20 protein-coding genes are annotated in these 21176 nt (G+C 65.9%); 18 read left to right on the top strand and 2 right to left on the bottom strand.

All coding sequences use genetic code 11. The features are described from left to right. The first annotated feature begins 104 nt into the window (after positions 1-104). The 4 genes from WFH25_RS11315 to WFH25_RS11300 are packed head-to-tail and all read left to right on the top strand — an operon-like array spanning position 105 to position 4129. Entirely contained in the window at positions 105-1295 is a 1191-nt protein-coding gene (locus tag WFH25_RS11315) for an MFS transporter (RefSeq protein WP_336697738.1), read from the top strand. A 25-nt stretch (positions 1296-1320) separates the two neighbouring features. Continuing rightward, entirely contained in the window at positions 1321-2175 is an 855-nt protein-coding gene (locus tag WFH25_RS11310) for a helix-turn-helix domain-containing protein (protein ID WP_336697737.1), read from the top strand. Between the two features lie 35 nt (positions 2176-2210). Continuing rightward, positions 2211-3227 (top strand): aldo/keto reductase, encoded by a 1017-nt coding sequence (locus WFH25_RS11305; RefSeq protein ID WP_336697736.1) that lies wholly within the window; start codon positions 2211-2213, stop codon positions 3225-3227. Positions 3228-3244: 17 nt separating this feature from the next. Further along, on the top strand, positions 3245-4129 hold the full coding sequence (locus tag WFH25_RS11300; protein WP_336697735.1) for an aldo/keto reductase: 885 nt from the start codon (positions 3245-3247) through the stop codon (positions 4127-4129). A gap of 54 nt (positions 4130-4183) precedes the next feature. Here WFH25_RS11300 and WFH25_RS11295 read toward each other — a convergent pair whose 3' ends face one another. Beyond that, complete coding sequence (locus WFH25_RS11295) at positions 4184-4924, bottom strand: SDR family NAD(P)-dependent oxidoreductase (protein WP_336697734.1); 741 nt, start codon at positions 4922-4924, stop codon at positions 4184-4186. A gap of 239 nt (positions 4925-5163) precedes the next feature. On the opposite strand from WFH25_RS11295, the gene WFH25_RS11290 reads away from it, so the two are divergent. The 6 genes from WFH25_RS11290 (at position 5164) to WFH25_RS11265 (ending at position 12271) form a co-directional block, all read left to right on the top strand. Continuing rightward, positions 5164-6000, top strand: a complete 837-nt coding sequence (locus WFH25_RS11290) for an SDR family NAD(P)-dependent oxidoreductase (RefSeq protein ID WP_336697733.1) — start codon at positions 5164-5166, stop codon at positions 5998-6000. Positions 6001-6076: 76 nt separating this feature from the next. Next, positions 6077-7510 (top strand): MFS transporter, encoded by a 1434-nt coding sequence (locus WFH25_RS11285; RefSeq protein ID WP_336697732.1) that lies wholly within the window; start codon positions 6077-6079, stop codon positions 7508-7510. Between the two features lie 367 nt (positions 7511-7877). Further along, complete coding sequence (locus tag WFH25_RS11280) at positions 7878-9035, top strand: PLP-dependent cysteine synthase family protein (RefSeq protein WP_336697731.1); 1158 nt, start codon at positions 7878-7880, stop codon at positions 9033-9035. After that, entirely contained in the window at positions 9032-10906 is a 1875-nt protein-coding gene (locus tag WFH25_RS11275) for an FAD/NAD(P)-binding protein (protein ID WP_336697730.1), read from the top strand. Before WFH25_RS11280 ends, WFH25_RS11275 begins: the two co-directional genes overlap by 4 nt. Then, entirely contained in the window at positions 10890-11258 is a 369-nt protein-coding gene (gene gcvH, locus WFH25_RS11270; protein ID WP_336697729.1) for a glycine cleavage system protein GcvH, read from the top strand. The genes WFH25_RS11275 and gcvH overlap by 17 nt, the downstream gene beginning before the upstream one ends. A 62-nt stretch (positions 11259-11320) precedes the next feature. Further along, complete coding sequence (locus WFH25_RS11265; RefSeq protein ID WP_336697728.1) at positions 11321-12271, top strand: LysR family transcriptional regulator; 951 nt, start codon at positions 11321-11323, stop codon at positions 12269-12271. On the opposite strand, the gene WFH25_RS11260 is transcribed toward WFH25_RS11265, so the two are convergent. Then, positions 12248-12892 carry a TetR/AcrR family transcriptional regulator gene (locus tag WFH25_RS11260; protein WP_336697727.1) on the bottom strand — a complete coding sequence of 215 codons (645 nt, stop codon included), beginning with the start codon at positions 12890-12892 and terminating at the stop codon, positions 12248-12250. The two genes, WFH25_RS11265 and WFH25_RS11260, sit on opposite strands and share 24 nt — an antisense overlap. Positions 12893-13116: 224 nt before the next feature. Between WFH25_RS11260 and WFH25_RS11255 the strand changes: the two genes are divergently transcribed. The 8 genes from WFH25_RS11255 (at position 13117) to WFH25_RS11220 (ending at position 21115) form a co-directional block, all read left to right on the top strand. Beyond that, complete coding sequence (locus WFH25_RS11255; RefSeq protein ID WP_336697726.1) at positions 13117-14652, top strand: ABC transporter substrate-binding protein; 1536 nt, start codon at positions 13117-13119, stop codon at positions 14650-14652. A 12-nt stretch (positions 14653-14664) separates the two neighbouring features. Continuing rightward, positions 14665-15606 carry an ABC transporter permease gene (locus WFH25_RS11250; RefSeq protein ID WP_336697725.1) on the top strand — a complete coding sequence of 314 codons (942 nt, stop codon included), beginning with the start codon at positions 14665-14667 and terminating at the stop codon, positions 15604-15606. After that, positions 15603-17345, top strand: coding sequence for a dipeptide/oligopeptide/nickel ABC transporter permease/ATP-binding protein (locus WFH25_RS11245; RefSeq protein WP_336697724.1), 1743 nt, complete (start codon positions 15603-15605; stop codon positions 17343-17345). Before WFH25_RS11250 ends, WFH25_RS11245 begins: the two co-directional genes overlap by 4 nt. Further along, entirely contained in the window at positions 17342-18196 is an 855-nt protein-coding gene (locus WFH25_RS11240) for an ATP-binding cassette domain-containing protein (protein ID WP_336697723.1), read from the top strand. The genes WFH25_RS11245 and WFH25_RS11240 overlap by 4 nt, the downstream gene beginning before the upstream one ends. Before the next feature lie 99 nt (positions 18197-18295). After that, positions 18296-18970 carry an alpha/beta fold hydrolase gene (locus tag WFH25_RS11235; protein ID WP_336697722.1) on the top strand — a complete coding sequence of 225 codons (675 nt, stop codon included), beginning with the start codon at positions 18296-18298 and terminating at the stop codon, positions 18968-18970. Then, complete coding sequence (locus tag WFH25_RS11230; RefSeq protein WP_336697721.1) at positions 18967-19416, top strand: CMD domain-containing protein; 450 nt, start codon at positions 18967-18969, stop codon at positions 19414-19416. Before WFH25_RS11235 ends, WFH25_RS11230 begins: the two co-directional genes overlap by 4 nt. A gap of 1 nt (position 19417) precedes the next feature. Continuing rightward, positions 19418-19996 (top strand): peroxidase-related enzyme, encoded by a 579-nt coding sequence (locus WFH25_RS11225; RefSeq protein ID WP_336697720.1) that lies wholly within the window; start codon positions 19418-19420, stop codon positions 19994-19996. 30 nt (positions 19997-20026) lie between these two features. Then, complete coding sequence (locus WFH25_RS11220; protein WP_336697719.1) at positions 20027-21115, top strand: Gfo/Idh/MocA family protein; 1089 nt, start codon at positions 20027-20029, stop codon at positions 21113-21115. Positions 21116-21176 lie beyond the last annotated feature (61 nt).

Here is a 21176-nt window from a genome sequence, read left to right as displayed (position 1 = left end):
GTTGCGCGTCTCAGCTTGAGACGGGCGCTGGCCGCGGCGTGGGCCTCACAGTGGCGGTCGTGCGTTCCCCTCCAGCCGTTCATTCTCAGTCACGGAAAGCACCCATGTCTCACACCACCACCGCGGAAGGTATGACTCGCGCGCGGACGCTTACGTTCGCTGTCGCCGGTGGCCTCGCCGTCGGCAATCTCTACTGGGCGCAGCCGCTCATCGAGACGATCGCATCGTCGTTGCGCGTGTCGTCTGCAAGCGCTGCCTCCCTGGTCACCGTCACGCAGATCGGTTACGCGATCGGCATCTTCCTTGTTGTCCCGCTCGGTGACGTCCTCAATCGCCGCCGCCTCGTGCCCGTCGTATTGGCAGTCTCCGCGCTAGCGCTGCTTGGGGCAGCGATCGCACCGAACTTCGGGGTGCTTCTAGCTGCGCTTGGCGGCGTCGGCCTGACGACAGTCTCGGCGCAGATTCTGTCCCCGCTCGCGGCCGAGCTGGCGGCTCCAGACCAGCGCGGGAAGATCGTTGGGACTATCGCCTCCGGCGCGCTCATCGGCGTGCTGCTGTCCCGCACCGTCAGCGGTCTTATCGCCGAGGCCTTGGGCTGGCGTGCCATCTACGTGCTCGCCGCGATCCTCGCTGTCGCATTGGCTATCACGCTGTCGCGAATGATTCCGCAGCAGCCCAAGCGTGAGCCCATCGCATACCACCGGCTGCTCGGTAGCGTGTTCACCGAAGTCGCCCGGCACCCCGCTGCGGCTCCGACGATCGTCATCAGCGCAGCAGGCTTCGCCGTGTTCTCCCTGTTCTGGACCTCTCTGACGTACCTGCTGACCGCGCCGCCGTTCTCCTACTCGGTTGGACAGATCGGGCTGCTCGGTCTCGCGGGTGTCGCCGGAGCCCTCGGTGCGCGCCGCGCCGGCAGCTTCCACGATCGCGGCTGGTCCGTTCGAAGCACGGGCATCGCGTTGGCGCTGATCGGGGTGTCGCTGGTCGCCGCCTGGGTCGCCCAGTCCTCGATCATCGCTCTGATCATCGTCATCGTCGTTCTTGACCTCGCCGCGCAGGGCAACCTCGTGCTCAGCCAAACCCGCCTGCTGTCGCTGCCAGGAGCCGGACGCAGCCGCCTGAACACCGCCGTCGTCGTCAGCAACTTCATCGGTGGCGCCGTCGGATCCGCCATCGCCGGTCCGCTGTGGGCATCCGGCGGATGGACCGCGATCACCGGCGTTGGGGTCGGCATCATCGCCCTCGCGCTGCTTGTCTGGGTCCTCGCCCGCCGCAGCCTCGCCAACCTCAGCTGAAACATCTCCGGAAAGGAGCGCGGGCATGGGACGACGTGAAGAGATTCAGGGCTTCCTCACCTCCCGACGGGCACGCCTCGACCCGAAACAAGCCGGCGTCACGGTGCACGGCAGTCGTCGACGAGTTCCGGGACTTCGGCGCGAGGAAGTTGCTCACCTGGCCGGTGTCAGCACCGACTATTACGCTCGGCTTGAACGGGGTACGACGAAGGGTGCCTCTCTGGAGGTCCTCGACGCCATCGCCCGGGCGCTGCAGCTTGATGACACCGAGCGAGGCCACCTGATCGATCTGATCTCTGTCCGCTCACATCGCCGCCGCCGGACTTCTTCGCGGGTGAATGTCAGCGGAACACTGCAGGCCGTCTTGGATGCGCTCCTGGTACCTGCGGTGGTGCAGAACAGCCGGCTCGATATTGTTGCCGCGAACTTACTCGGCAGGGCGTTGTATGGTCTGCCGGAAGCACCCGGGTCCGTGGCACCGTTCAATGCGGCCCGCTTCCAGTTCCTCGACCCAAATGCGGCAACGTTCTACTTTGACTTCGACCGCGCGCGCCGAAACTGCGTTGCCCTGCTGCACAAAGCAGTAGGCACCAACCCCCACGACGAGGACCTCGTGCAGCTCATCGGGGAACTCTCCGCCCGCAGCCAGGAGTTCCGTCGCCTTTGGGCCTCACACGATGTGCTGCGGCATCAGGGTGGCGTAAAGCGGTACCGGCACCCCCAGGTCGGCGACCTCGAGTTCGGCTATGAGGCACTGCTGGTGCCGGCAGCGCCCGAACTGACGATGCTGGTCTACACCGTCGAGCCCGATTCCAGGACCGCCGACGCAATGCACCTGCTCGCAGCGTGGAACAGTCCGTCCCAGGTGCGCGCCTCCTGACCTCCCCGATCACCCGCTCAACGGAAGGACCACCCTTGCAGTACCGCACCCTTGGACGGACTGGAGTGTCCGTCAGCCCCCTCGCGCTCGGTGCAATGATGTTCGGCGCTTGGGGAAACCAGGACCACGACGACTCCATCCGCATCATCAACCGAGCTCTCGACGCCGGCATCAACTTCATTGACACCGCCGACGTGTACGCCGCCGGGGAGTCCGAGGAGATCGTCGGCAAGGCAATCCAGAGCCGCCGCGACGACGTCGTCCTCGCAACGAAGTTCTCCATGCCGTCCGATGAGAACCCGAACCACCGAGGCACCTCCCGCCGGTGGATCATGCGGGCCGTCGAGAACTCCCTCCGTCGCCTCCAGACCGATCACATCGACCTGTACCAGATGCACAGGCCCAGCACCGACACGGACATCGACGAGACGCTCGCCGCGCTCACGGACCTAATACGGCAGGGCAAGGTCCGCTACATCGGCTCGTCCACCCTCTTGGGCAGTCAGATCGCCAAAGCACAGCACGTGTCCGAGCTCAAGAACCTCGAGCGCTTCACCACCGAGCAGCCCTCATACTCCATCCTGGCCCGCGAGATCGAGGTAGACGTCCTTCCTACGACGCAGCGCTTCGGTCTCGGTACCTTGACGTACTCTCCGCTGGCGGCGGGGTGGCTCTCCGGATCGTGGAACAAGGACTCCTCCCCGACATCGCCAGCACGCCAGCGCCTCGCCGCCCGATTCGACATGGACCTTCCGGCGAATCAGCGCAAGCTCGATGTTGTGCAGCAGCTGGGCACCGTCGCCGACGAAGCCGGACTGACGATGATTGAACTCGCCGTCGGCTTCGTGCTCCGGCACCCGGGCGTGACGTCAGCGATCATCGGACCGCGGACGATGGAGCAGCTGGAATCGCAGCTGCCCGCCGCAGACGTGGCCATCACGGATGACGTCCTCGACCGTATCGATGCGATCGCTGAGCCCGGCATCACCATCAACCCCCGTGACACCAACTACGGCGACGTCGAGCTCCAGCCGACGAATCGCCGCCGCTGACACGAATAAGGAGCATCATGACAGACCTCATCCTCAACAACGGCGTCGTCCTCCCTCCAGTCGGGTTCGGAGTGTTCCAGAGCACGCCGGAAGAGACCGCCACCGCAGTCGCGACTGCGCTGCACACCGGATATCGACACATCGACACTGCTGCCGCGTACCAGAATGAACGGCAGGTCGGCGAGGGCATCCGGGGATCCGGCGTGGACCGGTCGGAGGTGTTCATCGAGACGAAGGTCTGGGTGAGCGACTATGGTAAGTCCGACACTCTGCACGCATTCGACAAGGGCGCCGCCAAGCTCGGTGTCGACCAGATCGACCTGCTCATCCTGCACCAGCCGATGCCGCAGCACTTCGAGCGCACCATCGGCGCCTACAAGGCACTCGAGGAACTCCTCATCGCGGAGCGGGTCCGCGCGATCGGCGTCAGCAACTTCATGCCCCACCACCTCACCGAACTGCTCAAGCACGTCGACGTCGTTCCCGCCGTCAATCAGGTCGAACTGCACCCGTACTTCACCCAGCCCGAGGTGCAGGCGGCGAACGCAGAGCACGGCGTCCTTACCCAGGCATGGTCCCCGATCGGCGGGATCACCTTCTACCCAGGCTGGGGTGAGGACCGCAAGAACGTCCTCGAGGACGACATCATCACCGCGATTGCCGCGGAGCACGGCAAGACGCCCGCTCAGGTGCTGCTGCGTTGGCACGTCCAGCAGGGCCGCTCGGCCATCCCCAAGTCGACTAACCCGGGCCGGATTGCGGAGAACTTCAACGTCTTCGACTTTGCGCTGTCCGAGCAGCAGCTCACCGCCATCGACGCGCTGAACCGCGGCGTGCGTGGCGGCCCGGACCCGGACGGGGTGGACCCCGCGAACTGGGGTATCACCGTACCCGAGGCGTGATGGCATGAAGAAGGCCCGACGGCGAACGCCGTCGGGCCTTTTCATGTTTCAACGTCACGACGCTGTAAGCACAACACCGGTTTCTGCCTGCAACGCCTGCAAGAGACGGTCCTGGAACCCCGGATTGGTGACCGCTGGGTGCGGGTTCTGCCGCTGCTGGTGGAACCAGTAGCCGCCGCTGCGCGTCGCGTCGGGGTCGTTGCTGCTGATCAGCCACTCCTGCGTGTGGTGGCCAGCTTCCAGGTCATCGGTTGCAGACGGGCCGCCCATTTTCGTCGGCACCCATCCCGGGTCTACTGCGTGCGCGATCGCGTTGGTGCGCAGGCGGGCAACTGCCAGCGCCAGAGCGGTGACGAAGAGCTTGCTGTCGGAGTAAGTGCCACTGACGCTCGCGCCGGACCAATCCACCCGGTCGAGCACATTGACGTGCCCACCGCGGTGCATCCCGCTGCTGATGTACACATGGCGATGCGGAGCTGGCAACAGTGCGGTCATCAGGTACGGGGCGACAACGTTAACCGGCATCACCGCTGCGCCATCAACTACGCCGGCGTTATGCAGCACGGCGTCAAGCGGGCTGCTGGCAGTGAGTGCGCTGATGACGGCCAGGACATCGTCACGAACCGAAAGGTCACCGACGACGACGCCCGCGGCCCGATCGCGGAGGGCTCCGAACGCTGAAGCACGACGGTCGTTGCGCGCGTGCAGGATGACGTCGTGACCAGCGTCAATCAAGGCCTCAGCGGCCGCGCGTCCGAGACCATCAACGGAACCTGTCACAAGGATGCGACTCATCGCGTGGGTCCTCTCATGCTGGAGTGTGTGGAATCGTAGGGCGACGTCGCGGCGCCGGTGGGACGCACTGACGACGCGTCGTGACCATTCTGAGCGCGCGATGTGGGCGGCCGGGTGGGTCCGTTGGACCTAGGCAGAACGCCCCCTGTCCTCTCCTGCGCCTTCCACGTTGACTAGGACCGGCCGATGACGAGAACACGTCCGCAATCGGCTATCGCAGCTGCAGAAAGGGAACGTCCATGAGTATTTGGTTCATCACAGGGGCGTCGCGTGGTCTCGGGGCGCACCTCACCGCTGCGGCGCTCCGCCGTGGACACCAGGTCGTCGCAACCGCGCGCGACACAGCCAACATTCGTTCCGCCTTCCCGGATGCCGACGACGCTCTTCTGCCATTGCGCCTGGACGTCACCAACCGCGCAGAGGTCACGGCGGCAGTCAATGCCGCCGTCGCACAATTCGGTCAGATCGACGTGCTCGTGAACAACGCCGGCCGCGGACACCAGGGAGCTCTTGAGGAACTCACGGACGATGAGATTCACGCGCTGTACGACGTGAACGTCTTCGGCGTCGTCGCTGTCACGCGCGCCGTCCTGCCCGTGATGCGCAGCGCCCGCGCAGGCACCATCGTGAACCTGTCCTCGTATGGCGGTTTCCAAGGCGTTCCCGGATGGGGTCTGTACACCTCATCCAAGTTCGCGGTCGAGGGATTCACCGAAGCGCTCCGCGGCGAGGTCTCTGACCTCGGAATCACCGCTGGCGTCGTCGAACCGGGCGATTTCCGCACTGACTTCCTGGACGGGAGGAGCCTCACCGCCTCCGCGCCCATGTCCGCCTACAACGACACCGTCGTCGGGCAGATGCGGCAGCTACCGACATCCGCGAACCACCAGCAGCCCGGCGACCCGGCGAAGGCCGCGGACAGGATCATCGACGCTGTGGACTCTGGCACGTTCCCCGAGCGTCTGTTCGTCGGATCCGATGTGCTCGATGTCGTCACGAGCAAGATCGACCGGGTTCGAACCGAGGTGGAGCGGCAGCGTGGCGACGCCGCATCAACTCGCTTCTCCGAGCAGTGATCGAAACGGCACCTTGCGAGCGACACCGAGAGGTTCACATGCGCGAGAAGAATTTTGATGTCTTTGCGGGGCGGGAGTGAGCGCGGCATCCGGGCGTCTTACGCGGCGCCGCGCTGCAGGGATCCTCATCGTAATCCTCGTCAGCTACTTCATGATTGTGCTGGACAACTCCGTGCTTTTCACGGGAGTTCCCAGCATTCAGGGCGACCTGCGGCTTTCAGCAGCCAGCATGTCGTGGGCGCAGGACGCCTACACCCTTGTTTTCGGAGGTTTCCTTCTCCTGGGCGCGCGGACAGGAGACCTTCTCGGTCGCCGTCGAGCGCTGATCATCGGTCTGGTTGTCTTCGTGGTTGCGTCACTTTTCGTCGGCCTCGCTCAGAACGGCGGGTGGCTGATTAGTGCACGGGCTCTCCAAGGAGTCGGGGCAGCCTTGGTGGCGCCCTCATCGTTGGCATTGATCACGGCCAGCTTCCCGCCTGGACAGGAACGGGCGCGGGCAGTGGCCTGGTACGGAGCAACGGCCGGAATCGGCGGCGGCCTCGGGCTCGTGATCGGAGGTGCGTGCGCTCACCTGTTGTCATGGCGCGCAGGGTTCTTCCTGAACGTGCCAATCGGCGCTGCCGTGATGGTGCTCGCGCCGAAGGTCCTCGCCGAAACGCAACAGCTCGAGGGGCGTTTTGATCTCATCGGAGCGATGGCCGCTACTGCAGGCGTGGGCGTTGGCGTTTTCGCCGTGAGTCACGCGGTTGAGGTCGGCTGGGGGAGCCTGCAGACCCTCGTATGTATCTGCGCAGCTGTCGTTCTCCTGATCGGCCTGATCCTCCACGAGCATAGAGTCGCTCAGCCGATCATCCCATTGCGACTCTTCGCGAGCCGGGAGCGAAGCGGCGCTTACATCAGCCGGTTCCTCTACATGGGTGCGATGATCGGTTTCTTCTACTTCACATCGCAGTATCTGCAGACGGCATTGGGTTTCAATCCGCTGATCGCTGGGCTGGCATTTCTGCCGATGACGGCTGTGAACTTCGTGACTGCGCTCTTAGTGCCGAGGCTTTCCCGCCGGCTCGGCGCGCCGTTGCTGCTGATCGTAGGTGTGGCAGCCACTCTCATCGGTATCTTCTGGCTCAGCCGTGCTAGTCCCGAGACGCCATACGCAGTCGCGGTCGCAGCTCCAATGGTGCTGATCGGGGCCGGGCAGGGCTTTACATTCGCTCCGCTGACCAGTGCAGGCATCTCAGGGATCAGCGGTTCTGACGCCGGTGCAGCGTCTGGAATCGTCAACACAGCCCATCAACTCGGCCAGGCCGTCGGTTTGAGCGTGCTCGTCAGTGTCGCCGCGACCGGTACCGGGCACGGAGCGGATCAGGCCGTAACGCAAACGCATGCTGCATTTGTGGCAGCCAGCATCCTGCCGTGCCTGTGCCTCGCAACAATTCTCGTGACAATTGTTCCAGGAACACGAGAAACCGCGCTTGCCAACGCCGAAACATCACCAGAGCTGCACCGTTGACGAGTACCCGGGCCCTCCCGCTCGTTGCGCCTTCACGCCGTGACAGCCAGAGAACACAGAGCGCTCCGTGTGAACTCGTTTGGACGTGCGCGTCGGCCAGCTCCATCCTCAGGTCCTCTCGAGCCCTATCGGCCCCGGTGAGGGAGACCCTTCGGATGAGGGGCAGGAGTGTCTGCAAGTCCCGACCTCGGCCATCGGAACCACGAACCCGCCGGCCACCTGTGGCGTTCCGGTTGCGAGGATTAGCGAGGCTGGCTGCCGACAGCCCCTGAGGCGGTGCGATCTGGACCAATCCGTAAGAGACATGACGTTCTCGACCGCCCCCGCTCGCGGGCTGACGCCGACGGCATAAGCAGAAACGAAGGCCATGACAACGAACCTGGCATTGTTCCCGCAGTGCGTTCTTCGTAGCGTGATGTCGATGGTTCTGAACATGACTTCGACGTGGGCGGCCGACGCGATCAGCTTCCTGATCGACGACGCGCGATCGGCGGCGCCCACCCCAATTCGACGGCTGCACTTACCCGCCGCTTGGGGCGTGACTGTTGTCCTGAAGGACGAGTCCGTGCATCAGACGGGTTCGTTGAAGCACCGGCTTGCACGGTCGCTCTTCCTGCACGCCGTCGTCGATGGTCTGGTAGGGCCGGACACGACCATCGTCGAGGCTTCGAGCGGATCCACTGCAGTGTCCGAGGCGGCCTTCAGCCGACAGCTAGGGCTTCCTTTCATCGCCGTCGTACCGAGCTCGACCAGCTCTGCGAAGGTCGCGCTCATCGAGTCGTTCGGTGGGGCTGTCGAGCGGGTCGACGATGCGTCGCAGCTGGTGGAGCGTTCGCGCGAAATCGCGCGAGAGCGAGACGGCTACTTCATGGACCAGTTCGGAAACGCTTCCCGTGTCACGGACTGGGCCGGCGAGTCCGGCATCGCTGCGGAACTCTTCTCAGCGCTGCGCGCGTCGGAGCACGGCGTCCCGTCCTGGGTCGTGGTCGGCGCCGGCACGGGAGGCACGAGTGCGACGCTCGGGCGATACCGTCGATCGCGCAACCTCGCGACCCGAATCGCCGTTGCAGACCCCGAAGGCTCTGCGTACTTCGATGCCGTAAGCGGAACTCCGAGTACCAACCACGCATCGCGGATCGAAGGCATCGGACGCCCCGTGGTCGAGCCGTCATTCCTCCGCGGGGTCGTTGACGAAGCCTTCCGGATTGATGACATGCAGTCCGTCGCCGCCATGCGTTTCCTCTCCGAGGAGCACGGAATCCATGCCGGCCCGTCGACGGGGACTAACTTGGTCGCCGCTCTCACCCTGGCCGCCGAGATGCGCGCCCGCGGGGAACGTGGCCTCATCGCGTCGTTGATCTGCGACACCGGAGACCGGTACCTCGACACCTACTACGACGACGCCTGGATCGCCACGCAGGGCTACGCGCTGGCTGAGCGCCGCGCCGCGCTCGGCGAGCTGTTCGACACCGGATGCTGGCCGGACGGCTTCGCGCCCCTCCGCGCGGTGGGAGTCCTGCGGTGAACGCCATCGCTATCGTCGGGGCAGGTCCCCGTGGGCTGTCGGTCCTCGAGCGTGTCGCTGCCCTGGCAACCTCCGGTAAAGCGCCGACGGCGATCCACCTCATCGATCCGCATGGGCCGGGCGGACGAGTTTGGCGGGCAGATCAGCCCACCGAACTGCTGATGAACACGACGGCGGGCGCTGCCACGCTGTACCTCGACGACACCGTGACGATTCCGGACGAGCCGCGGATCGGTCCGACGCTCTACGAGTGGGCGCTCGCACTCCGAGCTGCAGGAGGGGCCGACCCGGAACTCTTGACCGAGATCGGATCGTTAACCCCGTTCACCTCCGTCAGCCGCCGCCTGTACGGGACGTACATTCGCAGCGTGTTCGACGACGTGATCGCGAGCCTGCCCGAGCACGTGCGAGTGGTCGTCCATCGCGCGAGAGCCAGCTCGATCTCCCGACTACCCGACGGCGAGCGTCTGAGGCTGTCAACGGGCGATGTTCTGGATGTTGATGCCGCCGTCATCGCGCTCGGCCACATCGACACGGCGGACTCCGCGCAGGTCGCTCGTGCCCGAGCAGCGTCGACAGCGGGCGGTTGGACGTTCGTCGGCCCCGGGCACCCTGCCGAGCAGCCGCTCGACGCGCTGCAGCCGGGTGAAGCGGTTGTCGTTCGTGGTCTCGGCCTGAATTTCTTCGACCTCATGGCGCTCCTCACGGTGGAACGGGGCGGGGTGTTCGAGGAGACCGACGGAGTCAGGCTGACCTACCGCCCCAGCGGCCGCGAACCGGTCCTGTGGGTCGGGGCTCGCCGCGGTCTGCCGTTCAAGGCGAAGCCGACTCTCGTCGCCGGAGCCCTCCCCCCGCAGGTCCGGCGGTACCCCTCAGACGAGACCATCACCGCTCTGGCGGCGCGCGCAGGCTCTGTGTCGTTCGACGACGATGTCTGGCCTTGGGTGCGCAAGGATGCCCTGTGGCAGGCCGCGGCGACGGAACTGCGTTACGACCGGCCTGATCTGGTGGACGATCTCGCGTCGCTTTTCGACGCTCATCCGGATTCGTCCGTCCCCGACCCGCAGGTGCTCCGAGACCACTTCCCGGGTCACGACTTCACCTACGACCCTGACCGATCCGGAGACGCCCTGGCCGGGATGATCTTCGCGGACGGGCACGCGCTCGATCAACACGTCCTCGAATGGATCGAGTCGGACCTGGCCGACGCGGAGAACGCCGCGGTCAGTCCGGTGAAGGAAGGGGACCGCGCCATCGGCGCGAGCCGGTACTGGATCTTCCCACTCGCTGAGTACGGTGGGCTCGACGGGGCCAGCCATGTCCGACGATTCGCCGGTTGGTTCGAGGGGTACGCCAACGCGCTCGCGGGCGGGCCGCCCGCTCTCCGGCTGCGGCAGCTAGCCGCGCTCGTCCGCGCCGGCGTCGTGCACATGCTCGGAGCCGGCCTCCAGGTGGAGGTCGAGGAGTCGGGAGTGCGCGCGACGAGCGCGTCGGTGCCGTCGGTGCGCATCGAGGCCAGGGCGCTCGTTGAGGCTCGGCTTCCGGACGGGGATGTGCGGCGGGCGAGTGATCCGCTGGTCCGGGACCTCCTCGCGACCGGACGAATCCGTCCCTACACCGCGCCGACCCAAGATGGACAAGGCGTTGTGTTCCCCGGGCTCGATGTCGGGGACGCGCCTTACTCGGTCCTCGACCGCGACGCGGTCGCGGACCCACGGCTGTTTGCCATCGGCGTCCCTGTCGGCCCCCATGTCGGGACGAGCCTTACTGGCTACGCCCGAGCCAACGCCGGATTTTTCCGACAGACAGACTCCGTCGCGCGCGCGTTGCTCGCGGCGTCCGGAAAGGAACCCTATGAACCTGCCAGATGACCTGCTCTACATCGCTGAACACCAGTGGCTCCGGCGCGGTGACGAGGTGACGATCGGCATCACCGATCATGCGCAGGAGGAGCTCGGTGACCTCGTTGCGATCGAGCTTCCGGCGGTTGGGAGCCGCGTTGTGGCGGACGCAGTCTGCGGTTCGGTCGAGTCCGCGAAGACCGTGTCAGATATCTCATCCCCGGTTACCGGCATCGTCACAGAGCACAACGGGGCCGCCCTCGACGACCCCACCATCGTCAACGACTTCCCGTACTCCACGGGTTGGCTGTTCCGAGTCGCTGCGGAAGCCGACGGATCTCTACTCACCGCGGACGAATACCGCCGTTCGCTCGCCGTTTAACCCCCACGGCCGGCAACTTCCCCCCCTGGTTGCCGGTCGTGGTTCACCCGAAGGAATCACCCGTGATCGAGATCAAGCACCTCCGCCTCCTGCGCGCCGTCGCCGCAGAGGGCACGCTTTCGGCGGCCGCCCGGGTACTCGGTTACTCGCAGCCCGCAGTCACGCAGCAGCTGCAGGCGCTGGAACGCTCAATCGGGACACCGGTCCTCCTACGTGGCGGCTCCGGTATTCGGCTGACACCGGTCGGAGAGCTCCTGCTGAACCACGGCCGATCGGTTCTCGACACCATCGACCTAGCGACCGTCGAGATCGAGGCGATGCGCAGCATGGCTTCCGGCACGGTTCGGATCGCAGCGTTCCCGAGCGCGGTTGCCACGATCGTCCCGGAGGCGATGCGCCGGCTCCGAGACCGACACCCCGGCATGTCGTTCTTGATCACGGAGGCCACCCCGGTTGAGGCGCTCGATCTGCTCGCGACCGGCGGCTGCGACGTCGCGGTTGTCTTCCAGTACTCGAGCGAGCCGCGCATCGAGAGCGACGGGTTGGTCCGCCAGCCACTTCTCAACGAGAACGTTCACCTCGCATTCGGGCCGGACGATCCTCGATCCGACCGCTCCGTACGGCGTCTCGAGGATTTCCGCGATGCCACCTGGATCGCGGGGTGCCCGAAGTGCAGCGGTAACATCATCGCGACCTGCCACGCAGCCGGTTTCGAACCCGCGATCGGGTTCGAAACCGACGACTACGTCGCCGTTCAAAGCCTGGCACTGAACGGATTCGGTGTCTCGCTCATCCCGGACCTGATCCTCTCGATCATCAGGCTGCCAGGGTTGCGACTCGCTCGCACCGAGCCAGCTCAGACCCGCCTCGTCGAGGCGGTCTCGTCGCCGGGTCTGATGATGACACCAGGCATCGCCGAGACCATCGCCGAGCTGCGTACCGCCGCTCGGGACTTCGTCGGGCGGCAGATGTCCGCACCGGCAGAGCCTTCAGCTGGAAGTGACGTCCGCTGATCTAACCGGACTCTCTGCGGCCGTGCCGCCACGAAGCATCCGGAGGAAACTCTCGTAGATCCGCGCCATGTCGAGATCCGGGTCGTACAACCACTGTTGCTGGAGTCCGTCGAGCACGGCGATCACCAGAGCGGCGACGTCCGGAGCTGAGGCGTCGCCGCGCAGGCTGCCGTCGTCTATTCCATTCCGAATGCTCTGCGCGAGCATCGAGCGGAACAGCGCGTATCGGAGGGTGAAGAACTCGCGGGACGGGTGCCCGTCACGAAGCGCCTCGGAGAGGGTGCCCGAGTAGAAGGCCACCCACTGTCGGTCCGTCGCGTTCCGTTCGAGGATCGCTGCAGCATCCAGCACGGTGCGGCTCGCAGCACGCTCAAGCGAGTGCTGGAAGCGGTCGTCATCAGGAAGTCGACGTTCGGAGAGGATCGCCTCGACCAAGACGTCCTTCGATGGGAAGTAGTGCAGGACTCCGGATCGACTGATACCGACTCGCTGCGCTATCGACTCCATGGTTGCGTTCGCGAACCCTCGCTCGCCGATCACCGCTTGACCAGCTTCCATGATCCTCTTGCGCTGCCGGTCGCCCTTCGGGCTGGCCCGACGTCGCTGGCTTGAAACAGTCATGCCTGACTGTACCGAGCGTTGCCACGCGACCGGTTCCATCTTGCTTCCGTCATCATTCGTCATTCTTATCAGCCGAAACAAAACCGACACGGTTGACGGCTATGGTTTCAGCACGGCCGATTTGCTCGTGACAAGTCGCACCCTCACGCGGCACATCCTCCATCCACAGCAACCGCAAACCGGCACCCCTGACTCCGTTACAGGTCCTTCCCGAGAGGAACGCCATGCCTCACTCCACCCCCGCTCCCACCCGTCGCGGGCTCCGCGTCGCCACCTCGATCAGTCTCGTCGTCGCCGCAGCTGCTGCACTCAGCGGATGCACCGCCGGAGGAGACTCCGGCGAGACTGCCGACCGCTCTCTGACGTTCGCGATCCCAGCGACACCGACCAGCTTCTCACCGCAGCAGGTTGGGACCGGCTATGACCTCGAGTGGATGCAGCCGGTCTACGACAGCCTCATCCGGCAGATGCCCAACGGCGACCTGAAGCCCTTCCTCGCGAAGTCGTGGAAGTACGACGACGCCGAAAGGAACCTCAACATCACGCTCGACGGCGACGCGACCTTTGCGGACGGCTCGCCCGTCAACGCCGACGCCGTGAAGGCGAACCTCGAGGCGACGCGGGACGGAACCGGCCCGCTCACCGCCAGCCTCGCGTCCATCGAGTCGATCGAAGTCGAGGGTGAGCACGAGCTCACGCTGCACCTCAACGCAGTCCAACCAGACCTGCTCCGGTCCCTGGCGCAGAGCGCCGGCATGATCGCTGACCCGGACGCGCTTGGCAAGGCGCCTCTGTCGAGCACGCCTGAGGGCTCCGGCCCCTACAAACTCGACACCAAGCGCACCGTCTCGGGCAGCGACTACTACTACACCAAACGCGACGACTATTGGAACGAGGACCTCGATGTCCCCTATTCGTCGCTGCACATCAAGGTCATGACTGACCAGACCGCGATCCTCAACGCGTTGCAATCCGGTCAGGTGCAGGCGGCCCCCATCGAGGCCACGAACATCTCCGCGGCAAAGGGCGCAAATCTCGACATCACCAGCTACGACGCCCCGGGCCTCGTCGGCATCTACTTCTGGGACCGAGACGGCAAGCTAAACCCCGCCGTTGGAGACGTCCGTGTGCGCCAGGCCATCGCGCACGCAATCGATCGCAAGGCACTGCTCAAGGCCGTCCGGGACGGTCGTGGCACCGTCATTGGACAGCAGTTCCGGGACGGCTGGGACGCGCACGTCGACTCGCTCGACGACCAGTACGCGTACGACCCCGCTGAGTCGAAGAAGCTGCTGGCCGAGGCCGGGTACGCCGACGGCTTCGACCTGAAAATGGTCCGCGCGCTTCCCGAGGACGACCTCGTCGGCCAGTTCCTCAAGGACGTCGGCATCAACGTCACCTGGATTGAGAGCACCGATCCGGTGACCGACATCCTCGCGGGGAAGACCCCGATGGACGTGTTCATGCTGCAGGCCAGTAACACGTGGCAGGTGATGACCACGGTCGTCACGCCGGACGCAGGCTGGAACGTCCTGCACGCCGAGAGCCCGGAGCTCAACGCGCTGCTCGACGAAGCCAAGGCACTACCCGCAGCCGACCGCACCGACGTCTACAAGCGCATCAACACCTGGCTCGTCGACAACGCCTGGTTCGCGCCGTTCTACACGGTCAAGGGCAACTGGGCGACGAGCAAGGACGTCCACATCGAGCCGCAGCAGTACGCGGTGCCGTTCATCTACGACATCACTCCGGCGAAGTAGGACAAGTTCCCCATGCTCAAGTTCGTCCTCAGCAAGGCGGTCTCCGGGCTGCTCCTGTTGGTGATCGTGACGTCCGCCACATTCCTGCTCATGGCCCTCTCCGGCGGCGACGCGGCACGCACAATCCTCGGCGACCTCGCGACGCCCGACCAGGTCGCAGCGAAGTCCGCCGAGCTCGGTCTCGACCGTCCGGTCTTCGCCCGGTATGGCGAATGGGCGATCGGTGCGATCCACGGTGACCTCGGCACGTCCTGGCTGAGTGGAACTTCGGTCGCCACCGGGCTCGGACAACGCTTCCCGGTATCGCTCAGTCTCGTGGTCGTGTCCCTCGTGGTTACAGCGGTTCTGGCTGTCGTTGTTGGACTCACGGCCGCCGTTCGTGGCGGCGCAATCGACCGATTCGTGCAGGTGCTGTCCGTCGTGGGGTTCGCGCTGCCAAACTTCTGGACGGCGCTGCTGCTGGTCACGCTGCTCGCCATCACGGTGCACTGGTTCCCAGCGACCGGGTACACGGCGTTCGCGGACGACCCAGGCCGCTGGGCATGGGGACTGGTCCTGCCGGTCACGGCACTGGTCGTCGGGACGACTGCATCGATGGCCCAGCAAGTGCGCGGCGCCGCAGTTGACGTTCTTCGCCGCGACTACATCCGCACGCTGCGTGCCTCCGGTATTTCCGGCCGTTCGCTCCTGTTCCGCCACGTCCTCCGCAACGCTGCCCCTGCGGCGCTCACTGTGCTGTCGCTGCAGTTCATCGGACTGCTTGGCGGCACTGTCTTCATCGAGCGGATCTTCGCGCTTCCGGGCATCGGAAGCCTCATGGTCAGTTCGGTGCTAGGCGGAGACCTCCCAGTCGTCGTCGGGATCGTGACCGTCATGGTCGTGGTCGTCGTCGTTGTCAACTTCCTCATCGACCTCTCGGTCGGTTGGCTCAGCCCGAAGGCGAGACTCCTGTGAAGAACGCGTCGCACTCCTTGGTACGCAGGCTCCTCGCCGACCGCGGGGCCGTGACCGCCGCCAGCGTGCTCATGTTCGTCATCCTCGCGACCGTGGTCGGCCCATGGGTCGTCCGGATCGACCCCGACCGGGCGGACGCGTCGAGCGTCCTCCTCCCGCCTGGTGGGCCGCACCTCCTCGGCACGGACTCAGCCGGTCGAGACATACTGGCGCGTCTCATCGCCGGCTCCGAGACCACGCTGGTGGGTGCACTCGTGACCGTCGTGGTCGCGATCGCGATCGGCACCACAGCGGGCGTGGTCGCCGGCTACGCCCGAGGATGGTTCGACGCCGTCGCGACCTGGATCAGCGACATCATGTTCGCCCTCCCGAGTCTCATCATCGTGCTGGCGCTCATCCCGGTGATCGGCAACGGCAACACGATCACGATGGCGGCGTTCGGCGTCCTGTTCGCGCCAGGGGTGTTCCGGATTACCCGGTCGAGCACGCTCGCGGTTCGAAGCGAGCTGTATATTGACGCCGCGAAGGTCTCGGGGCTCCGAGCGCCACGGATCATCGCGCGCCACGTGGTCAGTGTGGTCCGTGCCCCCGTCATCATCCAGGCCTCAATCATCGCCGGCATCGCTATCAGCCTCCAGGCCGGTCTCGGGTTCCTTGGCGTCGGTGATCAGAGCCGTCCGTCGTGGGGTGCCATGCTCGACGACGGCTTCACCGCCGTGTACCGCGCCCCGGTGACCATGGTCTGGCCGGGCATAGCGATCGCTATGACGGTCGCATGCTTGGTCCTGTTCGGGAATGCCCTGCGCGATGCCTCCGAGGGGGCGAGCACGACCCCTCGTCGCAGGACACGTCGTCCCGCCAAGACCGGGGATGCGGCCGAGGCGCCGAGCGCGGCGATGGTGAGCATCCGGAATCTTGAGATCGCGTACCCGGCCGCTGGCACGGTAGTTCACGGGATCGATCTCGACATCCGGAAGGGTTCCGTTCTCGGCCTCGTCGGCGAGTCCGGATCCGGGAAGAGTCAGACCTCTCTGGCGCTGCTCGGACTGCTGCCCGATACGGCATCGATCCGGTCCGGTTCGATCTGGTTCGACGGCGTCGAGGTCTTTGACCCCGTCCGGCAGATCGATCGAATCGAGACACTCCGCGGACGGCGGATCGGATACATCCCGCAGGAACCCATGTCGAACCTCGACCCGAGTCATCCGGTCGGTCGCTACCTCACCGAACCCATCCGTCGGCACCTCGGACTCAATCGGACGGAAGCGAAGGCCCGAGCTCTCGACCTGCTCCGGCGAGTCGGAATCTCCGATCCGCAGACGGTGTTCGCGAGCTACCCGCATGAGATCTCCGGCGGCATGGCACAGCGGGTTCTCATTGCGGGCGCCGTCAGCTGCGAGCCCGAACTCCTGATCGCCGACGAGCCTACGACTGCGCTCGACGTGACCGTGCAGGCGGACGTGCTCGAGGTGATCCGCGCTCTGCAACGCGAAGAGGACCTGTCTGTGCTCTTCATCACGCACGATTTCGGAGTGGTCGCGGATCTCTGTGACGACGTCGTTGTGCTGCAGCACGGTCGCATCGTCGAGCAGGCGACTGCGTCCGAGCTGTTCGCGGCCCCCAAACACCCTTACACGAAGTCGCTGCTCGACTCGACGCTCGAGAACGCGATTCCGCGAGACATCCGCGACCGCGAGGTACGGGAGTCCGCACCGCAGACCACCGGAGTTAGGTCATGACCGACATGTCCCCGTCGACGGGTCCCGCCCTCGAGGTCCGTGGACTACAAATTCAGTACCGGCGTCGCGGGCATGCCCCGCATCTGGCGGTGCCTGGAGTCGACATCGACATAGCCGCAGGCGAAACCCTCGGGCTTGTCGGTGAGTCAGGATCGGGCAAGAGCTCTATCGGTCGAGCGATTGTCGGTCTCCAGCCCGTGCATGCTGGCGATATCCGCATCGACGGTCGGAGCCGGGTGGGGATGACACGAGCGCAAGCCCGCGCACGACGTCGCGAGGTGCAGATGGTCTTCCAAGACCCCTATTCGTCGCTCAACCCGGCGATGAGCGTCGGCGAGATCCTCGCCGAACCGCTGACGGCGAACGGGACATCGCGGCAGGACGCACGACGGAAGATCGCTGGCCTGCTCGACGCGGTCGCACTCCCGACCGATGCCCTTCGCCGGCGGGTGACCGAATTCTCCGGTGGCCAGCGACAGCGGGTGGCGATCGCGCGGGCACTTGCCCTTGAGCCCCGAGTCCTGGTCGCCGATGAGCCGGTGTCAGCACTCGACCTGTCCACCCAGGCGCGCGTGCTCGAGCTGTTCGTCGACCTTCAGGAGCGGACGGGCGTCGCCTGCCTGTTCATCTCGCACGACCTCAGCGTCGTCAAGCACGTCAGTCATCGGGTCGCCGTCCTAAACCGCGGCACGATCGTCGAGACCGCAGCCTGCTCGGTGGTGACAGAAGCACCTGAGCACCCGTACACCCGTCAGCTGCTGCTGGCAGCACCTGTACCCGATCCGGAACGACAGGCATCCCGCCGACAGGAGCTTGCGGCGCTCACCCGGTGGTCGCCGGATGCTGCATAACCCAACCGATACCTCGCGCCTCCACTGGGAGGCGCCGAAACCAGGAGGACAGTCCTCATGACCCGACCAGCACCCGTAGTGTTCGTGCACGGATCCGGCGTGATCGGGGGAGCGGTATCTTGGCCGCTCCAGCACGAGATCGCCGACCGGCGCGAGGTGACGTTCCTCACCCGCCCCGGCTACGGCGAAGGCGAGCGGCCCGTGCCCACAGACTTCGCCGCTGAAGCGCAGCTTGTGCTCGACGCCGCAGGAGACGGCGCGCACGTCGTGTCGCAGTCCTTCGGTTTCGCGTCCGCCATGCAGGCAGCCGCGAAGTCTCCCGAGTCCGTGCTCAGCCTCACGCTGATGGAACCAGCGGCGTTCTCCCTCGCTCGCGGCGTCCCCGCTATCGAAGCGCACATTGCCGCGGTCGACGCGGTCCAGGCCCGCCATGAGCTTTCGCTCGAGGACTTCTTCGTCGAGATCGCGGCCGCCGTCGGTGTTCCCGACGTCCCCCTGCCGTTGACGCCGGACCTGATCTTGCTCGCTGAACGATGGCGTCTGCAGCCGTCGCCGTGGTACGCGGAGCTCGACCCGGCCGTGCCGGCAAAGGTCCCCACGACGGTGGTGACCGGCAACTGGAGCGAGCAGTATGAAGCGATCGCCGCCGCGCTCGTGGCGCTTGGCGCCGAGCACCGGCACATTCTCGGGTTCGGGCACTCCGTCCCGCGCAGCCCGGAGGCAACCCCAATGCTCGAGGCGATCTTCGCGCAGTACGACCGGGTCGCGGCATGACGGGTAGCGCGGACGTGATCGACGACGTCCTCGAGATCGGGCCAGGCGACGACGTGTGGCAGGTGCGTCGTGAGCGTCCCGAGGTGCTCGCACACCTGCAGGGCGCGTACGACTCGTTCTTCGGTCCGACCAGCACGACGAACGGCTTAAGTCGGTCGGAGCGAATCGCCGCCGCGGTCGCGATCTGCCGTGCGGCAGAGGCGAACGCGCTGGCCGACTACTACGAATCCCTGACAGCCGATGACCACGACCCGGTCGTGCGGGAACGGGTCGTCAGTTGGGCAGCGCTGGTCGCTCGCGACCCGCAGTCCAGCACGGCCTCGGACGTCGCCGCGCTTCGCGACGCCGGCCTCGGCGACCCCGAGATCATCACGCTCGCCCAACTGATCGGCTTCGTGTCGTTCCAGCTCCGCGTGGTGATCGGCCTCGAGATGATGGAGATCTGACATGCCCGCGCCCACCTTCCACGGGGAACCACTCCGCCGCGCGCCCCTCACCTGGGACCCGTACATCGCGGTCCCAGCGGAGCTCGACGACGCGCAGCGGGCAGCGCTCGCGCCCGCGCAGCGTCGATCCGGCTATTACCAGCTCCTCTCCATGGACCCACCGACGTTGGCGGCGCGAACCGCTGTCGACTCGGCGATCTTCTACTCACGACAGGGACTGCCGCGTGGCGAGCGCGAACTGTGCGCGGCTGTCTCCTCCTTCGTTACGGGATGCCCCGTGTGCACGGCGACCCACGTCGGCTTTGCCGGCAAGTTCACGAAGCGGGCCGAGGACGTAGACCGGCTGCTCGAGGACGGTCTCGACGTGGACATCGACTACCGGTGGAACTCGATCATCAACGTCGCGGGGCAGCTGGCGCAGCCAGTGCCGGCCCTTGGGCGGATCGACATCGATGTGCTGCGGGGCATGGGGATGCCCGAGGATGAGATCCTCGACGTTGTCCACTCCACGTCGTTCTTCGCATGGGCGAACCGGCTGCTGCTCACTCTTGGACTCAGCCGGTACACCGATGGCGATTGACCGCCGGGATTTCAGCGCGGCGGTGACTCGATGATCCGCGTCGGCCTGCTCGGGGCCGGGATGATCGCCACTACCGCGACAGGGTACCTACCCGGGCTGTCGTTGCTCGCCAATCGATGCGAGGTCGTTGCCATTGCGTCAAGAACTCGGGCTTCAGCTGAGCGTGTCGCCGCTTCGTACGGCATCGTGCGGGTTCACGACGACCTCGAGAGCATGCTGCGTGACGACCAGCTCGACGTCATCGTTAACTGCACGCCGATCGGCGTGCACGCGGAGACGTCGCTCGCGATCGTGCGAGCGGGTGTGCACCTCGTGTCGGAGAAGCCGCTCGCGTCGACGGCTGTCGATGCGAGAGAAATCTTGGCAGCGGCGCAGACCAGCGGCTCCCGCATCGTCGTCGCGCCGTCCCGAATGCTCGAACCCAGCCGACTCCGTGCGCAACGGCTTGTTGAGTCAGGCAGTATCGGCCAGGTCCTCTCGGCCAGGTTCCGGGTATCGCACGCCGGACCAGCGGGCATGCCGTGGCCGGCGGACCCGCGCCCTGCTTACGCAGCGGATGCCGGGCCGCTCAACGATCTCGCTCCCTACGCCGTCGAGCAGGTACTGGGACTGATTGGACCGATCCGCAAAGTCTTCGCGATGTCCGCTACCAGCCGGCCCCGGTTCCCGGCGTACGGGAACGGGCCGTTCGGCGGCGTGGAGGTGGCGGTCGACTCCGACGACACCGTTTCGCTCGTCCTGGAGGCGGGAGATCGGGCGATCGTGACCGTCGAATCGTCCTTCGGTCCGGTAGCGTCTCGCGCGCCGGCCGGCGAGATCTTTGGCACCGACGGGACGATCGCGCTCTACACGCGGTACGGAAACGAACGCGGACCGCTCGTCGAGACCCACCACCGAGGCTCCGCCGGATGGGTGGACCCAACGACCCTGACTGATCTCGACGCGCATGAACGTATGCGGGAACTCGGACGCGCGAGTCTGGTTGCCCACCTGCTCGACGCGCTCGAATACGACGAGCCCCTCGTCGCTGACGGCTCCACTGCACAGCAGATCGTTGCCGTCCTCGAGGCCGCTCACCGCTCCGCCGTCACCGGTCGATCGGAACACCCGCGGGTCTGACGTCTTCGCGTGACAGCACGGGGTGGGTCCGTCGCGGTGAGCGTCCGCTGAACCGTTTGCC

The sequence above is a fragment of the Curtobacterium sp. USHLN213 genome (assembly GCF_037144815.1).
Classification (GTDB): Bacteria; Actinomycetota; Actinomycetes; order Actinomycetales; family Microbacteriaceae; genus Curtobacterium.
This window is presented reverse-complemented; position numbering and strand designations above follow the sequence as displayed.

Bases quoted from the DNA above. Each gene is read 5' to 3' on its own strand.
- WFH25_RS11315 (WP_336697738.1), top strand. From the start codon at position 105: ATGTCTCACACCACCACCGCGGAAGGTATGACTCGCGCGCGGACGCTT.
- WFH25_RS11310 (WP_336697737.1), top strand. From the start codon at position 1,321: ATGGGACGACGTGAAGAGATTCAGGGCTTCCTCACCTCCCGACGGGCA.
- WFH25_RS11300 (WP_336697735.1), top strand. From the start codon at position 3,245: ATGACAGACCTCATCCTCAACAACGGCGTCGTCCTCCCTCCAGTCGGG.
- WFH25_RS11295 (WP_336697734.1), bottom strand. From the start codon at position 4,924: ATGAGTCGCATCCTTGTGACAGGTTCCGTTGATGGTCTCGGACGCGCG.
- WFH25_RS11290 (WP_336697733.1), top strand. From the start codon at position 5,164: ATGAGTATTTGGTTCATCACAGGGGCGTCGCGTGGTCTCGGGGCGCAC.
- WFH25_RS11280 (WP_336697731.1), top strand. From the start codon at position 7,878: ATGACAACGAACCTGGCATTGTTCCCGCAGTGCGTTCTTCGTAGCGTG.
- gcvH (WP_336697729.1), top strand. From the start codon at position 10,890: ATGAACCTGCCAGATGACCTGCTCTACATCGCTGAACACCAGTGGCTC.
- WFH25_RS11260 (WP_336697727.1), bottom strand. From the start codon at position 12,892: ATGACTGTTTCAAGCCAGCGACGTCGGGCCAGCCCGAAGGGCGACCGG.
- WFH25_RS11255 (WP_336697726.1), top strand. From the start codon at position 13,117: ATGCCTCACTCCACCCCCGCTCCCACCCGTCGCGGGCTCCGCGTCGCC.
- WFH25_RS11250 (WP_336697725.1), top strand. From the start codon at position 14,665: ATGCTCAAGTTCGTCCTCAGCAAGGCGGTCTCCGGGCTGCTCCTGTTG.
- WFH25_RS11240 (WP_336697723.1), top strand. From the start codon at position 17,342: ATGACCGACATGTCCCCGTCGACGGGTCCCGCCCTCGAGGTCCGTGGA.
- WFH25_RS11230 (WP_336697721.1), top strand. From the start codon at position 18,967: ATGACGGGTAGCGCGGACGTGATCGACGACGTCCTCGAGATCGGGCCA.
- WFH25_RS11225 (WP_336697720.1), top strand. From the start codon at position 19,418: ATGCCCGCGCCCACCTTCCACGGGGAACCACTCCGCCGCGCGCCCCTC.
- WFH25_RS11220 (WP_336697719.1), top strand. From the start codon at position 20,027: ATGATCCGCGTCGGCCTGCTCGGGGCCGGGATGATCGCCACTACCGCG.